The following is a 19,467-nucleotide window of genomic DNA, read 5'->3' as shown; positions in this document are numbered from 1 at the left end:
GGGACGGGTGCCGCGTCGACCAGCCCGGCTACGGGTCCGTAACGGGCGGGTGCCCGCGGCGGCCTATCGGTCGGCGTCCTGGACGAGCTGCTTCAGCTTGGCCGGGGTCATCGAGTCCTCCTTGTAGATGTTCCTGCCGTCCAGCAGCACGGTCGGCGTGCCGCTGAAGCCGCCGGCGAGGAAGGCCTTGTTGGACTTCTCGACCCAGCTGTCGTGCGTGCCGTCCTTCACACACTTCTGGAAGGCGGGGGTGTCCAGGCCGTCCACCTTGCCGGCCAGCCCGATCAGCTTGCCGTTGTCGGCGAAGGCGTCGTCGGTCTCCTCGGGCTGGTTGTCGTAGAGCACGTCGTGGTACGCCGGGAACTTGCCGGCGTCCTGGGCGCAGGCCGCGGCGTTGGCCGCCTTGCGGGAGCCGCTGCCGCCCATGTTGCCGTCGATGATCGTCGCCAGGTGGTACTCGACCTTGAGCTGTCCGGCGGCGGTGAGCTCGTGGATGGTGTCGCGGTACGCCAGCTCGAAGGCCTTGCAGGCCGGGCAGCGGAAGTCCTCCCAGACGGTGAGCGTCGACTTGGCGCTCTCCTTGCCGACGGGGATGGCGAGGCTGTCCTTGCCCAAGGCTCCCGAGGGGGCCACGACCGGGCCGGCCGACTCGCTTCCGTCGTCCTTCCCCGCGTTCGCGGCGACCACGCCGATCACCGCGGCCAGGCCCAGCACGCAGACCACGGACGCGCCCACGATCAGCGCGCGCCGGCGCTTGTCCCTGGACTTCTGCTTCTCGCGCTGGGCCGCCAGCTTCTCGCGGGCGGTGCGCTTTCCGTCTCGGTTCTTCTCGCTCACACCCCGCAGAACGAACCGGGGAGGCGCACAGCGCCTCCCCGGTCGCAGGTCCACCCGTACGGGGGACCCTCTGTCACATGCCTGCCGTCACGCCCGGCCGCGCACGCCCTTCGCGAGGTCGGCGGCGAGCGCGCGGACGCCCTCCAGGCCGGCCGCGTCGTCGGGGGCGTCCAGCATCCGCTTGACGAAGGCGGAGCCGACGATCACGCCGTCGGCGAAGCCGGCCACCTCGGCGGCCTGCGCGGCGTTGGAGACGCCGAGGCCGACGCAGACCGGGGTGTCGGTGGTGGCGCGGGTGCGCCGCACCAGCTCCTCGGCCTGCGCGCCGACCGACTCGCGGGTCCCGGTGACGCCCATGAGGGAGGCGGCGTAGACGAAGCCGCTGCCGGCCGCGGTGATCTCGGCCAGCCGTGCGTCCTTGCTGCTGGGCGCGACCACGAAGACGGTGGCGAGCCCGTGCTTGTCGGCGTGCTCCCGCCACAGCGCGGACTCCTGCACGGGCAGGTCGGGCAGGATGCACCCGGCGCCGCCCGCCTCGGCCAGCTCGGCGGTGAAGCGCTCGACCCCGTAGCGGTCGATGGGGTTCCAGTACGTCATGACGAGGATCGGCTTGCCGGTGGCCTCGTGCGCCTCGCGGACCGTGCGCATCACGTCGGCGATCTTCACGCCGCCGCGCAGGGCGATGTCGTCGGCGGTCTGGATGACCGGGCCGTCGAGCACCGGGTCGCTGTGGGGCAGGCCCACCTCGACGACGTCGGCGCCGCCGTCGAGCGCGGCCTTCACCGCCGCGATTCCGCCGTCCACGGTCGGAAAGCCGGCCGGCAGGTAGGCGATGAGGGCGGCACGGCCCTCGGCCTTCGCCGCGGCGAGGGTGTCGTTCAGCAGCCGCACGTTCCCGCTCACTTGGCGTCCCCCTCGATCTCGGCGGTGCCGGAGGCGTCCTCGGCGACCTCGGCGTCGGTGTCGTACAGCCCGAAGTAGCGGGCGGCGGTGTCCATGTCCTTGTCGCCGCGGCCGGACAGGTTGACCACGATCAGCCCGTCCTTGCCCAGTTCCCTGCCGACCTCGATGGCGCCGGCCAGCGCGTGGGCGGACTCGATGGCCGGGATGATGCCCTCGGTGCGCGACAGCAGACGCAGGGCCTGCATGGCGGCGTCGTCGGTGACCGCGCGGTACTCGCCGCGGCCGGAGTCCTTGAGGTAGGCGTGCTCGGGCCCGATGCCCGGGTAGTCCAGGCCGGCCGAGATCGAGTAGGGCTCGGTGATCTGACCCTCGTCGTCCTGCAGGACGTAGGAGCGGGAGCCGTGCAGGATGCCGGGCTCGCCCGCGGTCAGGGTGGCCGCGTGCTCGCCGGTCTCGATGCCGTGTCCCGCGGGCTCGCAGCCGATGAGGCGGACGTCCGGGTCGGGGATGAAGGCGTGGAAGAGGCCGATGGCGTTGGAGCCGCCGCCGACGCAGGCGACCGCCGCGTCGGGGAGGCGTCCCGCCTGCTCCAGGATCTGGCGGCGGGCCTCGACGCCGATGACGCGGTGGAAGTCGCGGACCATCGCCGGGAAGGGGTGGGGGCCGGCGACCGTGCCGAACAGGTAGTGGGTGCGGTCGACGTTGGCGACCCAGTCGCGGAACGCCTCGTTGATGGCGTCCTTGAGGGTGCGGCTGCCGGACTTCACCGCGATGACCTCGGCGCCGAGCATGCGCATGCGGGCCACGTTGAGGGCCTGGCGCCGGGTGTCGATCTCGCCCATGTAGATGGTGCAGTCGAGGCCGAACAGCGCGCAAGCCGTGGCCGTCGCCACGCCGTGCTGGCCCGCGCCGGTCTCGGCGATCACGCGGGTCTTGCCCATCCGCTTGGTGAGCAGGGCCTGGCCGAGCACGTTGTTGATCTTGTGCGAGCCGGTGTGGTTGAGGTCCTCGCGCTTGAGGAAGATCCGCGCTCCGCCGGCGTGCTCGGCGAAGCGGGGGACCTCCGTGAGGGAGGACGGGCGGCCGGTGTAGTGGACGAGGAGGTCGTCCAGCTCTTTGGCGAACTCCGGGTCGGACTTGGCCTTGTCGTACTCGACGGCGACCTCGTCGACCGCGGCGACGAGGGCCTCCGGGATGAACTTGCCGCCGAAGGCGCCGAAGTAGCCCTCGGCGGAGGGGACTTGACCCTCCGGGTCGGGGATGAAGAAGGTGCTGGGCATGCGTGTACCTCACGGTGAGTGTCTGGTGGTGACTGATCGCCGTGGGGGCGGGGACCTATCTGTCGGCCGCGGGCCGTGTGTGGTTGCTCGCGCAGCTCCCCGCGCCCCTTGCGGGGCGCCGGTGCCATCGCATGCCGTTCACCTGTCCCGGCTCGTCCCCGATGACATACCTCACCCGGCGGCCGTGGACCCGGCGGGCGGGCGCGCGGCAGCCTCGGGGCCGGCAGCCGCGCGCGAGGCGGGCGTACCGGTCCACGGGGGTCATGGTGCGAGTCATCGGGGTCAGCCTAGCGGGGGGTCAGCCGCGGCCGTGGCGGAGTGCCGGGTGTTCGCCCGCGGCGACCAGGTCGGAGACGGCGGTCTTCGGGTCGCGGCCGGTGACCAGGGACTCGCCGACCAGGACGGCGTCGGCGCCCTCGTTGGCGTAGGCGATGAGGTCGTGCGGGCCGCGGACGCCGGACTCGGCGACCTTGACGATGTGCGCGGGGATCTCCGGGGCGACCCGCTCGAAGGTGCCGCGGTCGACCTCGAGGGTCTTCAGGTTGCGCGCGTTGACGCCGATGACCTTGGCGCCCGCGTCCACCGCACGCTCGACCTCGTCCTCGTCGTGCACCTCGACCAGCGGGGTGAGTCCGATGGACTCGGCGCGCTCGATCAGCGACTCCAGGGCCGGCTGGTCGAGGGCCGCGACGATCAGCAGCACGAGGTCGGCGCCGTGCGCCCGGGCCTCCCACAGTTGGTACGACGTGACGATGAAGTCCTTGCGCAGCACGGGGATGTCCACGCGCGCGCGGACGGAGTCCAGGTCGGCCAGCGAGCCGCCGAAGCGGCGCTGCTCGGTGAGGACGGAGATGACGGCCGCGCCGCCCGCCTCGTAGTCCGCGGCGAGTCCGGCCGGGTCGGCGATGGCGGCCAGCGCGCCCTTGGAGGGGCTGGAGCGCTTCACCTCGCAGATGACCTTGACGCCGTCGCCCCGCAGGGCGCTCACACCGTCCTTGGCGGGGCGAGCCTTGGCCGCGCGCTCCTTGAGCTCGTCGAGGCTGACGCGCGCCTGCCGTTCCGCGAGGTCGGCACGGACTCCGTCGATGATCTCGTCGAGCACACTCACGCGAGCGGCCCCCTTTCAGACGGCGAAACCGATGGTCACTCCGATGGTATCCGCAGCGGGGCGGCCGTCCCGCATCCGGTCGACGCCGGTCCCACTACCTGGACGTTCACCGCATGATCAAGGGTGGAGCCAGCCGCCGAACGGCAGGTTCCGGACAACGGTGAAGACCAGCAGCAACGTGCCCAGGGTCCACAGGTGCACCGGGCCCAGGTCGAGTCTGACGGGGCGGCCGCGCACCGTGCGGACCACCCAGACGGTCCACAGCACGGCGAAGCCCAGATAGCCGAGTACGGCCGGCGCGTTGGCGTGCAGCGCGGTGAGCACGTCTCCGTGGACGAACGCGTGGGCGCTGCGCAGGCCCCCGCAGCCGGGGCAGTAGAGGCCGGTGAGGCGGAGCAGGGGGCAGACGGGGTAGTGGCCGGGCTCGTTGGGGTCCACGCTTCCCACGTAGGCGAAGGCGCCCACGACCGCCGCCAGCACCCCGGCCGGCACGGCCATGCGGGCGGTCACGGCCCGTGCGTCCGTGGCGGGCAGGGGCCTCGTCGGGGCCGGTGTGCGGCTGTCGGCGTCCACGCCCCGCATTCTGCCCGGCACGGGCCGTACACGCACGTGAGGGGCGGTCCCGGCACCAGGTGCCGGTCCACCCCTCAGGGAGTACTGCGCGACCGCGGACGGGTCAGCCCTTGGCGCCGGCCGGCGCCCGGTTGTCGGCGACCTGGTGCACCGGGTGGCTCTCCTTCGGCTGGCCGAGGCCCATCGAGCGCATGATGAAGCCCACGACGCCGCCGAGGAGCACGACCGCCATGCCGACCCAGAAGCCCACCGGCTGGGCCGCCACCATGAACACGCCCGCGATGCAGAAACCGATGAAGGTGATGATGACACCCGCCCAGGCGGCCGGGGTGTGACCGTGGCTGCTGCCCGCCATTGCTTGCTCCTCGTTGCTGTGTACGTGTCTGAGCTGGACGCTCGCGCCCATTGTCCCGCACGGGCGCGCGCGCCGTGACCGGGGGTGCGCTCCACGCGCGCGTGGCGTGCGAGCCGGACGCCCCGGTGGTGCGTGGCGCGGGTACGAGTGCCCCCGCCCGCGCGGCCGAACCGCGTGGTCGGGCCGGGTCAGGCGCCCGTCGGGTCCTCGCCCCGGTCCAGGGCCTTCCACAGGTCCTCGGGGCGGTCGGGGTCCACGGTCCGGGCGGTGCGGCGCGGACGGGGGGTGCCGTCGCGTTCGTAGCGGCCGGACATGGCGGGCCACAGCTTGCCGTAGCGCAGGGCGAGCAGCCCGGCCAGCAGGATCAGCACGCCGCCGGCGGCCGCGACGTAGGGCCAGGCGGTGTGGGAGAGGGCGTCCACGGTGGCCGAGGTGTCGCCGGCCGCCTTGGCGGCCTTCTCGTCCAGCGCGGAGCTGTCGGAGGCGCCGGCCAGGGCCGCGGCGACGGTGCCCGCGCCGCTCAGCGCGAGCACGGCGGCCACGGCGAAGCGGCCGGTGCGGCGGACGGCGAAGACGGCGACGAGCGCGGCGAGGCCCACTATCGCGAGGGCCGCGGGGACGCCCGTGACGTCGCTGCCCTTGGCGGTCAGGGGGAACGCGCCGCCGGCCACGGTCGCGGTGCCCTCCGACCAGTCCTGCCGGGTGGCGAGCAGGGCGACGGCCGCGCCGAGCGCGCCGCACAGCAGGGCGGCGGCGAGGCTCCGGCGGCCGGCCCGGGCGGGTCCTGCGGCGGGGGTGCGGGGGTGAGGAACAGCTGTCACGTACTCCACTATCGCCCGAACCCCGGGCGAACCGTCACCCGGGGTTCGGAATCCGTGGCGTGAGAAGGGCCCTATCGCCCCAGTCGGTTGGCCGTGTGCACCGCGCGGAGCACCGCCGCCGCCTTGTTGCGGCACTCGGTGTCCTCGGCGACGGGGTCGGAGTCGGCGACGATCCCGGCGCCCGCCTGCACATACGCGGTGCCGTCGCGCAGCAGTGCGGTGCGGATGGCGATGGCGGTGTCGGAGTCGCCCGCGAAGTCGAGGTAGCCGACGCAGCCGCCGTACAGGCCGCGGCGGGAGGGTTCGAGTTCGTCGATGATCTGCAGGGCGCGCGGCTTGGGGGCGCCGGAGAGGGTGCCGGCCGGGAAGCAGGCGGTGAGGACGTCGAAGGCGGTGCGGCCCTCGGCGACCCGTCCGGTGACCGTCGAGACGATGTGCATGACGTGCGAGTAGCGCTCGACGGACATGAAGTCGACGACCTCGACGGAGCCGGGTTCGCAGACGCGTCCGAGGTCGTTGCGGCCGAGGTCGACCAGCATCAGGTGCTCGGCGCGCTCCTTGGGGTCGGCGAGCAGTTCCTCGGCCAGGGCCTGGTCCTCCTGCGGGGTGGCGCCGCGGGGCCGGGTGCCGGCGATGGGGTGGACCATGGCCCGCCCGTCCTCGACCTTGACGAGCGCCTCGGGGGACGAGCCGACGACGTCGAAGCCGTCGAGGCGCAGCAGGTACATGTACGGGGACGGGTTGGTGGCCCGCAGCACCCGGTACACGTCCAGGGCGCTCGCCGTGCACGGTGTCTCGAAGCGCTGGGAGGGGACGACCTGGAAGGCCTCGCCCGCGCGGATGCGCTCCTTGATGTCCTCGACGGCGTCCTGGAAGTCGGGGCCGCCCCACAGCGCGGTGTACTCGGGCAGCTCGGAGGGCGGCAGCGCGGCGGGAGGCTGGGCCACCGCGCGGGTGAGGTCGGCCTCCATGGCGTCCAGGCGGGCGATCGCGTCGGCGTAGGCCTCGTCGACGCCGGTCTCCAGGTCGTTGTGGTTGATCGCGTTGGCGATCAGCAGGACCGAGCCCTCCCAGTGGTCCATGACGGCGAGGTCGCTGGTGAGCAGCATCGTCAGCTCGGGGAGCCTCAGGTCGTCGCGCTCCCCCGGGCCGACCTTCTCCAGGCGGCGGACGATGTCGTAGCCGAGGTAGCCGACCATGCCGCCTGTGAAGGGCGGCAGGCCCAGGTCGTGGGCGAGGTCGCGGGGGGTGTGCAGGGCCTCGACCGTGGCGCGCAGGGCGGCGAGCGGGTCGCCGTCGGTGGGGACGCCGACGGGCGGGGTGCCCTGCCAGTGGGCCCGGCCGTCCCTCTCGGTGAGCGTGGCGGCGCTGCGGACGCCGACGAAGGAGTACCGGGACCAGGACCGGCCTCCCCCAGTGCTGAACGCCTGGGAGGTACCCCCATCCGCGGACTCCAGCAGGAACGTCCCGGGGCGCTCGGCGGCGAGCTTGCGGTAGAGGGCGACCGGGGTGTCGCCGTCGGCGAGGAGCTTGCGGCTGACCGGGATCACCCGGCGGTCGGCGGCCAGCTTGCGGAAGGTGTCGAGGTCCATGGCGTCCTTGTCGTCCATGTGGGCAGACCCTACTGAGCCGCGCCGGGCGCCTCGGCACCCGTGCCGTCCGCGAGCAGGACGTCGGCGTCGAAGCAGGTGCGGGCGCCGGTGTGGCAGGCGGCGCCGACCTGGTCGACCTTGACCAGGACGGTGTCGGCGTCGCAGTCCAGGGCGACGGACTTGACCCACTGGAAGTGCCCCGACGTGTCGCCCTTGACCCAGTACTCGCGACGGCTGCGCGACCAGTAGGTGCAGCGGCCCGTGGTCAGCGTGCGGTGCAGCGCCTCGTCGTCCATCCAGCCGAGCATCAGCACCTCCCCGGTGTCGTACTGCTGGGCGATGGCGGGCAGGAGGCCGTCGGCGCTGCGCTTGAGGCGCGCGGCGATCTCCGGGGCGAGGGGGCTGGGGCGCCCGGTGGAGCTGCTGGTCATGACGCCCATTGTGCCGCGCGCCCGGGACACGCCCCGGCGCCGTCCACTGGGCGGACCCGGGGGGCGGCCGTAGGCTGGCGGACATGTCGACATTCGCGAAGCGTGAACGACTTCTGCTGGCCGACCTGTTGGAGACGGCGGGGCCGGACGCCCCCACCCTGTGCGACGACTGGCGGACCCGGGATCTCGCCGCGCACGTGGTGGTCCGCGAGCGCCGGCCGGACGCCGCGGGCGGCACCCTGATCAAGCAGTTGGCGTCCTATCGGGGCCGGGTGCTGGACGAATACGCGGCGAAGCCCTACGAGGAGCTGATCCAGCTGATCCGCACCGGCCCGCCCCGGTTCTCGCCGTTCCAGCTCAAGCAGGTCGACGAGGCGGCGAACACGGTGGAGTTCTACGTCCACGCGGAGGACGTCCGCCGCGCCCAGCCGGACTGGTCGCCGCGCGAGCTGGACACGGTGTTCCAGGACGCCCTGTGGTCCCGGCTGGAGCGCGTCGCCCGGCTGCTGGGGCGGGGCGTCCCGACGGGTCTGGTGCTGCGCCGCCCCGACGGCCGGACGGTGGTCGCCCACCGGGGCACGCCGGTGGTGACGGCGACGGGCGAACCGTCGGAGCTGCTGCTGTTCGCCTTCGGCCGGCAGAGCGCGGCGAAGGTGGAGCTGGAGGGCGAACAGGACGCGATCACCAGGCTGAGCGAGACGAAGCAGCTGGGCATCTGAGGTCAGCGGGGCAGTTCGGCGCGGCGCAGGTCGCGGACGCACAGGGCGACGACGCCGCCGAGGCCGCACACGGCCGCGCTGACCACGAAGACCGGGCCGGTGCCCCAGGCGCCGGCGGCCGCCGCGGACAGCGGCATGCTCAGCGGTGCGATGCCCAGGCTGACCAGGCCGGCGACCGCGGTGACGCGGCCGAGGTAGGCGGGATCGGCCTGGGTCTGGAGCAGGGCGCCGCACAGTGCGCCGCTGAGCCCGGCGAGCAGTCCGACGAGCAGGGCGACCGCGACGGCCGCGACCACGCCGGGTACGAAGGCGAGGGCGCCGATGGCGACACAGCCCGCGAGGATCGCGCAGCCGGCGGTCCGTCCGGCGTGGCCCACGCGTCCCCGTACGGCGAGCAGGAGTGAGGCGGCGCCCGCGCCGGTGCCGAAGCCGGCGAGCACCCAGCCCATTCCCGCCGCCCCCCAGCCGCGTTCGTCGGCCAGCAGGGTGAGGCCGACGTTCAGCGGTCCGACGAAGCCGAGGTCCCCGAGGGCGATGGCCAGCATCAGCGGGGCGAGGACGCGGTGGGAGCGGATGTAGGAGAGTCCGTCACGGAGGTCGCGCCAGGGCGTACCGGCCACCGCCCCGGCCGGGTCGTCCGTCGGCACCGGGCGGACCCGGACCGAGATCAGCAGCGGCACCGAGACGGCGATCAGCGCTCCGGCCAGCGTGAAGGCGGCCGTCGCGCCGCCCGTCGCCACGGCGATACCGCCGAGCGGGGCGCCGACGACGCTCGCGCAGCGGATGGCGAGTCCCCGCATGCCCTGCACCCGGGCGAGCTGGTCCTTGCCGGTGATCCTGGCGGGCAGGGCGCCCACGGCGGGCATGAACACGGCGTCGACGGCGCCGAAGACCAGCGCGAGCAGGGCGAGCAGCCACAGGCTCGGGGAGGTCAGGAACATCACGGCCGCCACCGCGAGCACGGCCGCGCAGCGCACGGCGTCGCTGCCGATGACCACCCGGCGCGGTCCGAGCCGGTCGGCGACCACTCCCCCGCCCAGCATGAGCAGGGCCCGGGGCAGCGCGCTCACCGCCATCACGATGCCCGCCTCGGAGGGTGTGCCGGTGCGGACGGCGGCCCAGGACAGCGCGATGTAGTAGACGCTGTCGCCGATCATCGAGGACGTGTAGGCGCCGAGCCAGCGCAGGACGTTGGGGTCGCGGTGGGCCGGGCGGCCGGCGGCTTCGGCGAGCGGGGGCACGGTGGTGGCGGTCATCGCGGGGCTGGTCCTCTCAGACACGGAACGGGAACCCGTACACGTGGAGCGCGACGTTCTCGCGGCCCTCGGTGTCGCCGGCGGCCTCGGCGGCCCGGCCCTTCTCGTCGTACTTCCTCGCCAGGGCGAGCAGTTCCTCGCGCAGTTCGTCCAGCTCGGCGGGGGTCAGCCGCAGCAGGGCCTCGGTGTCGGGCGCGGCGGAGTTCCACTCGGGGCCCCAGGTGGGGCGTTCGTCCAGGTAGCGGCGGTACATGTCGGCGCGCTGGTCGTGGAAGAGCCGGGTCGCCGCGAGGTGGGCCGCCGCCCGCTCGGGGGCGTCGCGGAAGTTCTCGTCGCGGATGGTCACGCCGTCGGACGCGGGCTGCCACCACCGCTCCCTGCCGTCCGCGCTCTGCGGTTCGGCCTGCTCGACCAGTCCGTGCTCGGCGAGCTTGCGCAGGTGGTAGCTGACCAGGGAGACGGCCTCGTCCGCCTGCTCGGCGAGCTGCGAGGCGGTCGCCGTGCGCGCCACGCACAGTCCTCGGTAGAGCTGCATGCGCAGGGGGTGGGCCAGGGCCTTGAGGGTGCCCAGGTCGGTGATGGGGTGGTTCTCCTGGCTCGGCATGCCGTCAGGCTAAATCGCGAAAGGAAAGTTGCGCAATATTTGTTGCGCAACTTTCCTTTCGCTTTATCCGGGGGTGCCCCGACGCGTTACCGGACGGGGTGGCCCGCCTCGCGCAGGGTGTCCTTCACCTGACCGATGCGCAGGTCGCCGAAGTGGAAGACGGAGGCCGCCAGGACCGCGTCCGCGCCGGCCGCGACGGCCGGAGGGAAGTCGGCGAGGCGGCCGGCGCCGCCGGAGGCGATCACCGGGACCGAGACGTGCTTGCGGACGGCCGCGATCATCTCGAGGTCGTAGCCGTCCTTCGTGCCGTCCGCGTCCATCGAGTTGAGCAGGATCTCGCCCGCGCCCAGCTCGGCCGCCCGGTGCGCCCACTCGACCGCGTCGATGCCGGTGCCGCGCCGGCCGCCGTGGGTGGTCACCTCGAAGGTGCCGGCCTCGCCGCGGCGGGCGTCGACCGACAGCACGAGGACCTGGCGGCCGAAGCGCTCGGCGATCTCGCGGATCAGGTCGGGGCGGGCGATGGCGGCGGTGTTGACGCCCACCTTGTCCGCGCCGGCCCGCAGCAGCTTGTCCACGTCGTCGGCGGTGCGCACGCCGCCGCCGACGGTCAGCGGGATGAACACCTGCTCGGCGGTGCGGCGCACCACGTCGTAGGTCGTCTCGCGGTTGCCCGACGAGGCGGTGATGTCCAGGAACGTCAGCTCGTCGGCGCCCTCGGCGTCGTACACCTTGGCCATCTCGACGGGGTCGCCCGCGTCGCGCAGGTTCTGGAAGTTGACGCCCTTGACGACCCGGCCGTCGTCCACGTCCAGGCAGGGGATGACTCGGACCGCCAGGGTCATGAATCCACGGCTCCTCTATACGCTTCCACTTCGACTGACACCAGGACCCGCGAGTCGATGAAACCCTCCACGACCAGCAGGGTCGTGGCCGGGCGCACGGAGTCGAAGAGCTCCTTGTGGGCCCGGCCCGCCGCGTCCACGTCGCGCGAGTGTGCCAGGTACACACGGGTGCGGATCACGGAATCGACGGCGAGACCGAACTCGCCGATCGCCTCGACCGCGGTGGTGAAAGCCACCTTGGTCTGTTCGTACGGGTCTCCGTCGCCGTACAGCACGTCGCCCCTGAACGCGGTCGTGCCGGCCACGATGACACGGTCGCCCGCCGCGACGGCCCGTGCGAAACCGAAGGACTCTTCCCAGGGACTTCCGCTCTGCACGCGCCGTACGGCTTCGGACGTCATGTCGACACAGCCTCCAGGGCCTCTTCGAGGGTGAACGCCTTCGCGTACAGGGCCTTCCCGACGATGGCGCCCTCGACACCGGCCGGCACGAGACCGGCGATCGCGCGCAGGTCGTCCAGGGAGGACACGCCGCCGGACGCCACGACCGGACGGTCGGTGGCCGCGCACACGTTCTTCAGGAGCTCCAGGTTGGGGCCCTGGAGGGTGCCGTCCTTGGCGATGTCGGTGACGACGTACCGGGCGCAGCCCTCCTTGTTCAGGCGGTCCAGCGTCTCGTAGAGGTCGCCGCCGTCGCGGGTCCAGCCGCGGCCGCGCAGGGTGGTGCCCCGGACGTCCAGTCCGACCGCGATCTTGTCGCCGTGCTCGGCGATGACCTTGGCGACCCACTCGGGGGTCTCCAGGGCGGCCGTGCCCAGGTTGACGCGGGTGCAGCCGGTGGCGAGGGCCGCGGCGAGGGTGTCGTCGTCGCGGATGCCGCCGGACAGCTCGACCTTGATGTCCATGGCCTTCGCGACCTCGGCGATCAGTTCCCGGTTGTCCCCGGTGCCGAACGCGGCGTCCAGGTCGACCAGGTGCAGCCACTCGGCGCCGGAGCGCTGCCAGGCGAGGGCGGCCTCCAGCGGGGAGCCGTAGGACGTCTCGGTGCCGGACTCGCCGTGCACGAGGCGGACGGCCTGGCCGTCGCGGACGTCGACGGCGGGGAGGAGTTCGAGCTTGCTCATCTCTACAGGGTCTCGATCCAGTTGGTGAGGAGCTGGGCGCCGGCGTCGCCGGACTTCTCGGGGTGGAACTGGGTGGCCCACAGGGCACCGTTCTCCACGGCGGCCACGAAGGGCTTGCCGTGCGTGGACCAGGTCACCTTGGGCGCGGCGATCAGCGGGTTGTGCGTCTCCAGCGACCAGTCGTGGACCGCGTAGGAGTGCACGAAGTAGAAGCGGGCGTCCGCGTCCAGGCCCGCGAAGAGCTGGGAGTCGGCCGGGGCCTCGACCGTGTTCCAGCCCATGTGCGGCACGACGTCGGCCTCCAGGGGGCCGACCGTGCCCGGCCACTCGTCCAGGCCCTCTGCCTCGACGCCGTGCTCGATGCCGCGCGAGAAGAGGATCTGCATGCCGACGCAGATGCCCATCACGGGGCGTCCGCCCGCCAGCCGGCGTTCGACGACCCAGTCGCCGCGTGCGGCCTTCAGGCCGTCCATGCAGGCGGCGAAGGCGCCGACGCCGGGGACGAGCAGCCCGTCGGCGTTCATGGCCTTGTCGTAGTCACGGGTGATCTCGACGTCGGCTCCCGTGCGCGCGAGGGCGCGCTCGGCGGAGCGGACGTTGCCGAAGCCGTAGTCGAAGACGACGACCCGCTTGGCGGGAGCGGTCAATTCCACACCTCCAGCCTCATGACGCCCGCGACGAGACACATCGCGGCGCCGATGGACAGCAGGACGATGAGCTGCGTGGGCATCTTCTGCTTGACGAAGGAGATGATGCCGCCGACGAGGAGCAGACCGAGGAAGATCAGCGCGGTCGAGGAGCCGTTCACAGCGCGCCCTTCGTGGAGGGCAGGATGCCGGCCGCGCGCGCGTCCCGCTCGGAGGCGTAACGCAGGGCCCGGGCGAGCGCCTTGAACTGGCACTCCACGATGTGGTGCGCGTTGCGCCCGTACGGCACGTGCACGTGCAGCGCGATCTGTGCCTGGGCCACGAAGGACTCCAGGATGTGCCGGGTCATCGTGGTGTCGTACTCGCCGATCATCGGCGCCATCTTCTCGGGCTCGGTGTGCACGAGGTAGGGGCGGCCGGACAGGTCGACGGTGACCTGGGCGAGGGACTCGTCCAGCGGGACCGTGCAGTTGCCGAAGCGGTAGATGCCCACCTTGTCGCCGAGGGCCTGCTTGAAGGCGGCGCCCAGCGCGAGGGCGGTGTCCTCGATGGTGTGGTGGGAGTCGATGTGCAGGTCGCCGTCGGTCTTCACGGTCAGGTCGAACAGACCGTGCCGGCCGAGCTGGTCGAGCATGTGGTCGTAGAAACCGACGCCGGTGGCGATGTCGGTCTTGCCGGTGCCGTCGAGGTCGATCTCGACGAGGACCGAGGTCTCCTTGGTGGTGCGCTCCACGCGCCCGACGCGGCTCATCCGCTCTGCTCCTGTTCCTTCTTCAGTTCGCGTACCGCATCAAGGAACGCGTCGTTCTCCTGCGGGGTGCCGGCGGTCACCCGCAGCCATCCCGGTACGCCGTTGTCCCGGACCAGGACGCCCCGGTCGAGGATCCGCCGCCAGGTGGCGTGCGCGTCCGCGAACCGGCCGAACTGCACGAAGTTGGCGTCGGACTCGGTCACCTCGTAGCCTGCCGCGCGCAGCTCGGCGACCAGCCGGTCCCGCTCGGTCTTCAGCTGCTCCACGTACCCCAGCAGCGTGTCCGTGTGCTCCAGGGCGGCCAGCGCGGTCGCCTGGGTGACGGCCGACAGGTGGTAGGGCAGCCGTACGAGCTGGACGGCGTCCACGACCGCCGGGTGCGCGGCGAGGTAGCCGAGGCGCAGGCCCGCCGCGCCGAACGCCTTCGACATGGTGCGGGAGATGACGAGATTCGGCCGTCCGTCCAGCAGTGGCAGCAGCGAGGCGCCGTGGCTGAACTCGATGTAGGCCTCGTCCACCACGACCATCGACGGCTTCGCGGCCTGGGCGGCCTCGTACAGGGCGAGGACCGTCTCGGCCGGGACCGCGTTGCCCGTGGGGTTGTTGGGGGTGGTGACGAAGACGACGTCCGGGCGGTGCTCGGCGATCGCCTTCTCGGCGGCGGGCACGTCGACGGTGAAGTCCTCGTGGCGCGGGCCGGAGATCCAGCCCGTGCCGGTGCCGCGCGCGATCAGGGCGTGCATCGAGTACGACGGCTCGAAGCCGATCGCGGTGCGCCCCGGGCCGCCGAAGGTCTGCAGCAGCTGCTGGATGACCTCGTTGGAGCCGTTGGCCGCCCAGACGTTGGTCACGTCGAGGGGGTGGCCGGAGGTCTTCGTGAGGTAGTCGGCGAGCTTCGTGCGCAGCTCGACCGCGTCCCGGTCGGGGTAGCGGTTGAGGTCGCGGGCTGCCTCGCGGACGCGCTCGGTGATCCGCTCGACCAGCGCCTCGGGCAGCGGGTAGGGGTTCTCGTTGGTGTTCAGCCGTACCGGCACGTCCAGCTGGGGCGCGCCGTAGGGGGACTTGCCGCGCAGCTCGTCCCGTACGGGGAGATCGTCGATGCCGAACGTCACTTGCTCTGGGGGACCTTCCACTCGAACCTCGCCTTGATCGCCGCGCCGTGCGCGGGCAGGTCCTCCGCCTCGGCCAGCGTGACCACGTGGTGCGCGACCTCGGCCAGCGCGTCGCGCGTGTAGTCGACGATGTGGATGCCGCGCAGGAAGGACTGGACCGACAGGCCGGAGGAGTGGCAGGCACAGCCGCCGGTGGGCAGGACGTGGTTGGACCCGGCCGCGTAGTCGCCCAGCGAGACGGGCGCCCAGGGGCCGACGAAGACCGCGCCGGCGTTGCGTACGCGCTCGGCGACGGCGACGGCGTCGGCGGTCTGGATCTCCAGGTGCTCGGCGCCGTACGCGTCGACCACGCGCAGGCCCTCGTCGATGCCGTCGACCAGCACGATCGCGGACTGGCGTCCCTTGAGCGCGGGCACGATCCGGTCGTCGACGTGCTTGGTGGCCGCGACCTGCGGCTCCAGTTCCCGCTCGACCGCGTCGGCCAGCTCCGGGGAGTCGGTGACGAGGACGGCGGCGGCCAGCGGGTCGTGCTCGGCCTGGCTGATCAGGTCGGAGGCGACGTGCACCGGGTCGGCGGTGGCGTCGGCGAGGACGGCGATCTCGGTGGGGCCGGCCTCGGCGTCGATGCCGATCTTGCCGGTGAAGTAGCGCTTGGCGGCGGCGACCCAGATGTTGCCGGGGCCGGTGACCATGTCGGCGGGCGGGCAGGACTCGGTGCCGTGCGCGAACATCGCTACGGCGGTGGCGCCGCCCGCCGCGTACACCTCGTCGACGCCGAGCAGGGCGCAGGCGGCGAGGATCGTCGGGTGCGGGAGCCCTCCGAACTCCGCCTGCGCGGGCGAGGCGAGCGCGATCGACTCGACGCCGGCCTCCTGCGCGGGCACCACGTTCATCACCACGGACGACGGGTAGACCGACCGGCCGCCGGGCGCGTAGAGCCCGACCCGGTCGACCGGCACCCACTTCTCGGTGACCGTGCCACCGGGCACGACCTGGGTGGTGTGGGTGGTGCGGCGCTGCTCGCGGTGGACGAGACGGGCGCGGCGGATCGACTCCTCGAGGGCCGCGCGCACGGCCGGGTCGAGCTCCTCCAGCGCGCGTGTGAGCGCGGCGGCCGGAACCCGCACCTGGTCGAGCCTGACCCCGTCGAACTGCTCGGCGAAGTCGATCAGCGCCGCGTCGCCACGATGATGCACGGCCTCGCAGATCGGACGCACCTTCTCCAGGGCGGCCGAGACGTCGAAGTCGGCTCGGGGCAGCAGGTCGCGCAGGGCGGGGCCCTCGGGGAGGGCGTCGCCGCGCAGATCGATTCGGGAGATCACGGAACCAATTCTCTCAGACCCGCGTCGGAGACCGGTCGCGCGTATCAATGGCTGATACAGAACGCGACGGCCCGTCACGGCCCGCCGCGGCACCCGGCGATTCACCCTCACGTTCGGTGTTCAGGGCGTCACCCAGCGGGCATGAACGGTTGTACGAAGCGTGTGTGACTCACGAGTAGCCGGGGAGGGAGTGAAGCGCCGTGACCGAAGGGGACGGCCGCCGTGACGGAGCGCTGCCGGACGACCTGACCGCCGCGGAGGCGGGCATGTGGCAGGCCTTCCGCAACGGCAGCGTGTACGACCTGAGCAGCGGGGACGCTCTCGTCGACGATCCGCACGGAGGGCAGCCGTGGGGACCCGAGCGGACCGTGCGGGCCCGCATCGTGTGCTGGCTGCTGCTCGACGGCCCGCCCGCCCTCGCCGGCCGTGTGTCCTCGCTTCAGCTCGTGGGCGTGCTGATCAGCGGCACGATGGACCTCGCGGGCGGCACGGTGGTGCCGTACGTCGAGCTCAAGGGCTGCCGCTTCGAGCGGGAGGTCCTGCTGCCCGAGACGCGCTTCACGACCCTGCGCCTGGTGGACTGCGCGGTGCCGCGGCTGGAGGCGGCCAGGCTGCACACCGAGGGCGATCTGCATCTGCCGCGCTGCCGGATCCCGGGCGGGATCCGGCTCACCGATGCCCAGATAGGCACCGACCTGCTGCTCAGCCAGGCGGTCGTGCACCGGGACCGCAGCGGACGTTCCATCGCCGCGGACGGCATGACCGTCGGCCAGGACCTCCAGGCCGAGATGCTGGAGTCGTACGGCGAGGTGAGCCTGCGCAGCGCCCAGGTCGGGGTCTCCCTGAGCCTGCGCGGCGCCCGGCTGCTCAACCCGTACACGCGGCACGCGCTGAACGCGCCGCGGCTCGCGGTGGAGCGCACCCTGTACCTGACGCCGGCGGGCCTGGGCAGCCCGATGGTGCCGGGCACCACGCCGGCGCAGGGGACGCGGATCCAGCGGTTCGAGTGCGAGGGCGGGGTGCGGCTGGACGACGGGCGGTTCGGGGACGCCGTCGACTTCGAGCACGCCCGGTTCACCTTCGCGGACGACCAGGAGCTGTCGCTGCGCCGGGTGCAGACGCCCGAGCTGCGGTTCCTGGGCGAGCGGCCGGCGCGGGGGCGGGTGGTGCTGTCGGGGGCGCGGGTGGTCAACCTGATGGACCGGGCGGACAGCTGGCCGGGCCCGGGGCGGCTGCAGATGGGCGGCTTCGCCTACGAGAACCTGGTGCCGCGGGGGCCGTTCCCGCTGGAGAAGCGGCTGCGCTGGGTGGGTGCCGCGACCGCGGAGTACCACCCGGAGCCGTACGAGCGGCTCGCCGCCGTGCTGCGGGCCGGGGGCGAGGACGAGGACGCGCGTGAGGTGCTGCTCGCCAAGCACCGCCGGCGCCGCGAGAGCCTGCCGCTCGCCGCGAAGCTGGTGGGGTACGCGCAGGACTGGACGGTGGCCTACGGCTACCGGCCAGGGCGGGCCGCGGTGTGGATGGCGGTGCTGTGGGCGGCGGGCTCGTTCGCCTTCTCGCGCACCGAGCATCCGCCGCTCAAGAGCGGCGAGCACCCGGACTGGAACCCGGCCCTGTTCGCCCTGGACCTGCTGCTGCCGGTCATCGACCTGGGCCAGGCGGGCTTCTGGCAACTGAGCGGCGGCTGGCAGTGGCTGGCGGCGGCGATGATCCTCCTCGGCTGGATCCTCGCCACGACGGTGGCAGCGGGCGCGACGAGACTGCTGCGCCGCAACTGACCCCTCCGAGGGCCGCCGGGAGGCTCACCGGATCGGGGAACACCGGCGGAGAGCGGACTGTGGGGACGGGGCGATGCGCGGGGGCCGCCGAGATCCAGCGGGCCGGGGGGCGGGGCGGCGCGGCGAAGGGGGCGCGGAGCGCGGGGGTACGCGCGCGGGGGTACGCGCGCCGGCGCACGAGGTGCGTGCCGGAACCCACCCGCCCCGCCCCGACGCCCCGACCCGCAGCCCGCAGCCGCCGAAGGCGAAGGCGAAGGCGCCCCACGGGGCCCACCCGCACTCGGCGACGAAGGTCGCACGGGTGGTGCGGGTGTGCGGGTCCGGAACCGCAGGGGCCGCAGGCCACCCCTGCGCCCGCACAACCATCCCGCACCGTCGACCGTCGTACTGGCCATGCTGCGCGCGTTCCTCCGTATGTCGCGGCGGGCCGCCGCACCGACCGCCGACGACGAGGCCGACATGCTCCTCGACGCCCCCGACGAGCGCCTCGCCCCCACCCTGGTCGCCGCGGCCCGCGGTGACCACGGCCCGGCGGCGGCCCTGCTCGCCGGCACCCGGGAGAACGCCGAGTGGGAGCACCGCGACCGCTACGCGACCCGCCTGGCCGCCTTCGCCCGCTCCCGCTCCGAATGGCTCCAGCACTGGCACGCCACCGCCCCGGACGACCCCGACGCCCTGCTGGTGCGGGCCCGGCTGGCGGTGGACCGCTGCTGGGACTCGCCGGCCCGCGCCGAACTCCTGCGCCAGGTGGGCCCGGCGGTCACGGCCGCCACCGAGTCCGGCGGGCCGGACCCCGTCCCGTGGCGCATCGCGCTGGACACCGCGCGGGGCGCCCACGCGGGACACGCCGAGTTCGAGCGGCTGTGGGAGCAGGCGGTCCGCCGTTCCCCGCACCACTACGGCTGCCACGTCGCCGCCCTCGAGTACCTCTCGGCCGCCTCCCCCCGCGCCCACCGCGAGTGCCTGGACTTCGCCGAGACGGCCGCGCAGGACGCCCCCGAGGACGCGCTCGTGCGCGCACTGCCGGTACGGGCGGTCTTCGCCTGTCTCCCCCGCGACGGCGGCGCGGTGCCCGGCGTGGACCGGGCCCGGCTGGACACCGCGGCCGACCACGCGATCGCCCTGTCGGCCGCGTACCCGGCGGCGGACCCCTGGCCGGCGGAGCTGCGCAACCTGCTGACGTACGTCCTGGTCCGCCTGGAGCGCCTGCGGGACGCGGCGGAACAGCTCCGGCTGACCGGCCCCTACGTCACGTCCTTCCCGTGGGACCGGGACACGGACGACCCGCTCGGCCGGTTCCTCCAGGTGCGCGGGCACGTCCGTGCGGCCGTGCGGCCAGGGGGGTGACGGCGGACCCGCGCCATCCACCAGGTGGGCACGGCGGTCGCGCCCGCCCCGGCGACCATTAGGCTT

Annotated in this window: 21 protein-coding genes and 1 pseudogene; 3 read left to right on the top strand and 19 right to left on the bottom strand. The window is 73.3% G+C overall.

Features of this window, described 5'->3' with window-relative positions:
• Positions 1–63: 63 nt before the first annotated feature.
• From AB0E77_RS04460 to hisI, 9 genes are all read right to left on the bottom strand, one after another.
• Positions 64–837, bottom strand: coding sequence for a thioredoxin domain-containing protein (locus tag AB0E77_RS04460; RefSeq protein ID WP_361565357.1), 774 nt, complete (start codon positions 835–837; stop codon positions 64–66).
• An 87-nt stretch (positions 838–924) separates the two neighbouring features.
• Positions 925–1,740, bottom strand: coding sequence for a tryptophan synthase subunit alpha (trpA, locus tag AB0E77_RS04455; RefSeq protein ID WP_361565355.1), 816 nt, complete (start codon positions 1,738–1,740; stop codon positions 925–927).
• Complete coding sequence (gene trpB, locus AB0E77_RS04450) at positions 1,737–3,020, bottom strand: tryptophan synthase subunit beta (protein ID WP_361565352.1); 1,284 nt, start codon at positions 3,018–3,020, stop codon at positions 1,737–1,739. Before trpB ends, trpA begins: the two co-directional genes overlap by 4 nt.
• A gap of 298 nt (positions 3,021–3,318) precedes the next feature.
• The gene (gene trpC, locus AB0E77_RS04445; RefSeq protein WP_361565349.1) at positions 3,319–4,128 is read right to left on the bottom strand and encodes an indole-3-glycerol phosphate synthase TrpC; all 810 of its coding nucleotides are present in this window, start codon (positions 4,126–4,128) and stop codon (positions 3,319–3,321) included.
• A gap of 117 nt (positions 4,129–4,245) precedes the next feature.
• A complete protein-coding gene (locus AB0E77_RS04440; protein ID WP_361565619.1) occupies positions 4,246–4,626 on the bottom strand; it encodes a DUF2752 domain-containing protein in 381 nt (126 codons plus the stop codon).
• 178 nt (positions 4,627–4,804) lie between these two features.
• On the bottom strand, positions 4,805–5,056 hold the full coding sequence (locus tag AB0E77_RS04435; protein WP_361565347.1) for an HGxxPAAW family protein: 252 nt from the start codon (positions 5,054–5,056) through the stop codon (positions 4,805–4,807).
• A gap of 188 nt (positions 5,057–5,244) precedes the next feature.
• Entirely contained in the window at positions 5,245–5,886 is a 642-nt protein-coding gene (locus tag AB0E77_RS04430) for a TIGR02234 family membrane protein (RefSeq protein WP_361565344.1), read from the bottom strand.
• Between the two features lie 62 nt (positions 5,887–5,948).
• Complete coding sequence (locus tag AB0E77_RS04425) at positions 5,949–7,469, bottom strand: anthranilate synthase component I (RefSeq protein WP_361565616.1); 1,521 nt, start codon at positions 7,467–7,469, stop codon at positions 5,949–5,951.
• 29 nt (positions 7,470–7,498) lie between these two features.
• Entirely contained in the window at positions 7,499–7,900 is a 402-nt protein-coding gene (gene hisI / locus AB0E77_RS04420; protein WP_361565341.1) for a phosphoribosyl-AMP cyclohydrolase, read from the bottom strand.
• An 83-nt stretch (positions 7,901–7,983) separates the two neighbouring features.
• On the opposite strand from hisI, the gene AB0E77_RS04415 reads away from it, so the two are divergent.
• Positions 7,984–8,619: a TIGR03085 family metal-binding protein gene (locus AB0E77_RS04415; RefSeq protein ID WP_361565339.1), complete on the top strand. Its 636-nt coding sequence runs from the start codon at positions 7,984–7,986 to the stop codon at positions 8,617–8,619.
• 2 nt (positions 8,620–8,621) lie between these two features.
• On the opposite strand, the gene AB0E77_RS04410 is transcribed toward AB0E77_RS04415, so the two are convergent.
• From AB0E77_RS04410 to hisD, 10 genes are all read right to left on the bottom strand, one after another.
• The gene (locus tag AB0E77_RS04410) at positions 8,622–9,875 is read right to left on the bottom strand and encodes an MFS transporter (protein WP_361565336.1); all 1,254 of its coding nucleotides are present in this window, start codon (positions 9,873–9,875) and stop codon (positions 8,622–8,624) included.
• Between the two features lie 16 nt (positions 9,876–9,891).
• Positions 9,892–10,479 carry a helix-turn-helix domain-containing protein gene (locus AB0E77_RS04405; protein ID WP_361565333.1) on the bottom strand — a complete coding sequence of 196 codons (588 nt, stop codon included), beginning with the start codon at positions 10,477–10,479 and terminating at the stop codon, positions 9,892–9,894.
• Between the two features lie 86 nt (positions 10,480–10,565).
• Entirely contained in the window at positions 10,566–11,321 is a 756-nt protein-coding gene (gene hisF, locus AB0E77_RS04400; RefSeq protein WP_361565331.1) for an imidazole glycerol phosphate synthase subunit HisF, read from the bottom strand.
• Complete coding sequence (locus AB0E77_RS04395; RefSeq protein ID WP_361565328.1) at positions 11,318–11,722, bottom strand: RidA family protein; 405 nt, start codon at positions 11,720–11,722, stop codon at positions 11,318–11,320. Before AB0E77_RS04395 ends, hisF begins: the two co-directional genes overlap by 4 nt.
• Positions 11,719–12,444 (bottom strand): bifunctional 1-(5-phosphoribosyl)-5-((5-phosphoribosylamino)methylideneamino)imidazole-4-carboxamide isomerase/phosphoribosylanthranilate isomerase PriA, encoded by a 726-nt coding sequence (gene priA, locus AB0E77_RS04390; RefSeq protein WP_361565325.1) that lies wholly within the window; start codon positions 12,442–12,444, stop codon positions 11,719–11,721. The genes AB0E77_RS04395 and priA overlap by 4 nt, the downstream gene beginning before the upstream one ends.
• A gap of 2 nt (positions 12,445–12,446) precedes the next feature.
• On the bottom strand, positions 12,447–13,091 hold the full coding sequence (gene hisH, locus AB0E77_RS04385; protein WP_361565322.1) for an imidazole glycerol phosphate synthase subunit HisH: 645 nt from the start codon (positions 13,089–13,091) through the stop codon (positions 12,447–12,449).
• Positions 13,088–13,252 carry a hypothetical protein gene (locus tag AB0E77_RS04380; RefSeq protein ID WP_361565319.1) on the bottom strand — a complete coding sequence of 55 codons (165 nt, stop codon included), beginning with the start codon at positions 13,250–13,252 and terminating at the stop codon, positions 13,088–13,090. Before AB0E77_RS04380 ends, hisH begins: the two co-directional genes overlap by 4 nt.
• Entirely contained in the window at positions 13,249–13,842 is a 594-nt protein-coding gene (hisB, locus tag AB0E77_RS04375) for an imidazoleglycerol-phosphate dehydratase HisB (RefSeq protein ID WP_189228283.1), read from the bottom strand. Before hisB ends, AB0E77_RS04380 begins: the two co-directional genes overlap by 4 nt.
• Positions 13,839–14,954, bottom strand: coding sequence for a histidinol-phosphate transaminase (locus tag AB0E77_RS04370; RefSeq protein ID WP_361565317.1), 1,116 nt, complete (start codon positions 14,952–14,954; stop codon positions 13,839–13,841). The genes hisB and AB0E77_RS04370 overlap by 4 nt, the downstream gene beginning before the upstream one ends.
• Positions 14,951–16,276 carry a histidinol dehydrogenase gene (gene hisD, locus AB0E77_RS04365; protein WP_361565314.1) on the bottom strand — a complete coding sequence of 442 codons (1,326 nt, stop codon included), beginning with the start codon at positions 16,274–16,276 and terminating at the stop codon, positions 14,951–14,953. The genes AB0E77_RS04370 and hisD overlap by 4 nt, the downstream gene beginning before the upstream one ends.
• Positions 16,277–16,476: 200 nt before the next feature.
• On the opposite strand from hisD, the gene AB0E77_RS04360 reads away from it, so the two are divergent.
• A complete protein-coding gene (locus AB0E77_RS04360; RefSeq protein WP_361565311.1) occupies positions 16,477–18,054 on the top strand; it encodes an oxidoreductase in 1,578 nt (525 codons plus the stop codon).
• 393 nt (positions 18,055–18,447) lie between these two features.
• Positions 18,448–19,463, top strand: a pseudogene (locus tag AB0E77_RS04355) (hypothetical protein).
• The last annotated feature ends 4 nt before the right edge of the window (positions 19,464–19,467 follow it).

The organism is Streptomyces sp. NPDC032940 (assembly GCF_040636935.1).
Lineage (GTDB): Bacteria > Actinomycetota > Actinomycetes > Streptomycetales > Streptomycetaceae > Streptomyces.
The sequence above is the reverse complement of the archived record's forward strand: the minus strand, read 5'-3'. Positions and strand labels throughout refer to the sequence as shown.

Excerpts from the sequence above, each read along its gene's own strand:
- AB0E77_RS04395 (WP_361565328.1), bottom strand. The coding sequence starts at position 11,722 with ATGACGTCCGAAGCCGTACGGCGCGTGCAGAGCGGAAGTCCCTGGGAA.
- hisF (WP_361565331.1), bottom strand. The coding sequence starts at position 11,321 with ATGACCCTGGCGGTCCGAGTCATCCCCTGCCTGGACGTGGACGACGGC.
- AB0E77_RS04425 (WP_361565616.1), bottom strand. The coding sequence starts at position 7,469 with ATGGACCTCGACACCTTCCGCAAGCTGGCCGCCGACCGCCGGGTGATC.
- AB0E77_RS04405 (WP_361565333.1), bottom strand. The coding sequence starts at position 10,479 with ATGCCGAGCCAGGAGAACCACCCCATCACCGACCTGGGCACCCTCAAG.
- priA (WP_361565325.1), bottom strand. The coding sequence starts at position 12,444 with ATGAGCAAGCTCGAACTCCTCCCCGCCGTCGACGTCCGCGACGGCCAG.
- AB0E77_RS04415 (WP_361565339.1), top strand. The coding sequence starts at position 7,984 with ATGTCGACATTCGCGAAGCGTGAACGACTTCTGCTGGCCGACCTGTTG.
- AB0E77_RS04410 (WP_361565336.1), bottom strand. The coding sequence starts at position 9,875 with ATGACCGCCACCACCGTGCCCCCGCTCGCCGAAGCCGCCGGCCGCCCG.
- AB0E77_RS04440 (WP_361565619.1), bottom strand. The coding sequence starts at position 4,626 with ATGGCCGTGCCGGCCGGGGTGCTGGCGGCGGTCGTGGGCGCCTTCGCC.
- hisB (WP_189228283.1), bottom strand. The coding sequence starts at position 13,842 with ATGAGCCGCGTCGGGCGCGTGGAGCGCACCACCAAGGAGACCTCGGTC.
- AB0E77_RS04435 (WP_361565347.1), bottom strand. The coding sequence starts at position 5,056 with ATGGCGGGCAGCAGCCACGGTCACACCCCGGCCGCCTGGGCGGGTGTC.
- hisI (WP_361565341.1), bottom strand. The coding sequence starts at position 7,900 with ATGACCAGCAGCTCCACCGGGCGCCCCAGCCCCCTCGCCCCGGAGATC.
- trpB (WP_361565352.1), bottom strand. The coding sequence starts at position 3,020 with ATGCCCAGCACCTTCTTCATCCCCGACCCGGAGGGTCAAGTCCCCTCC.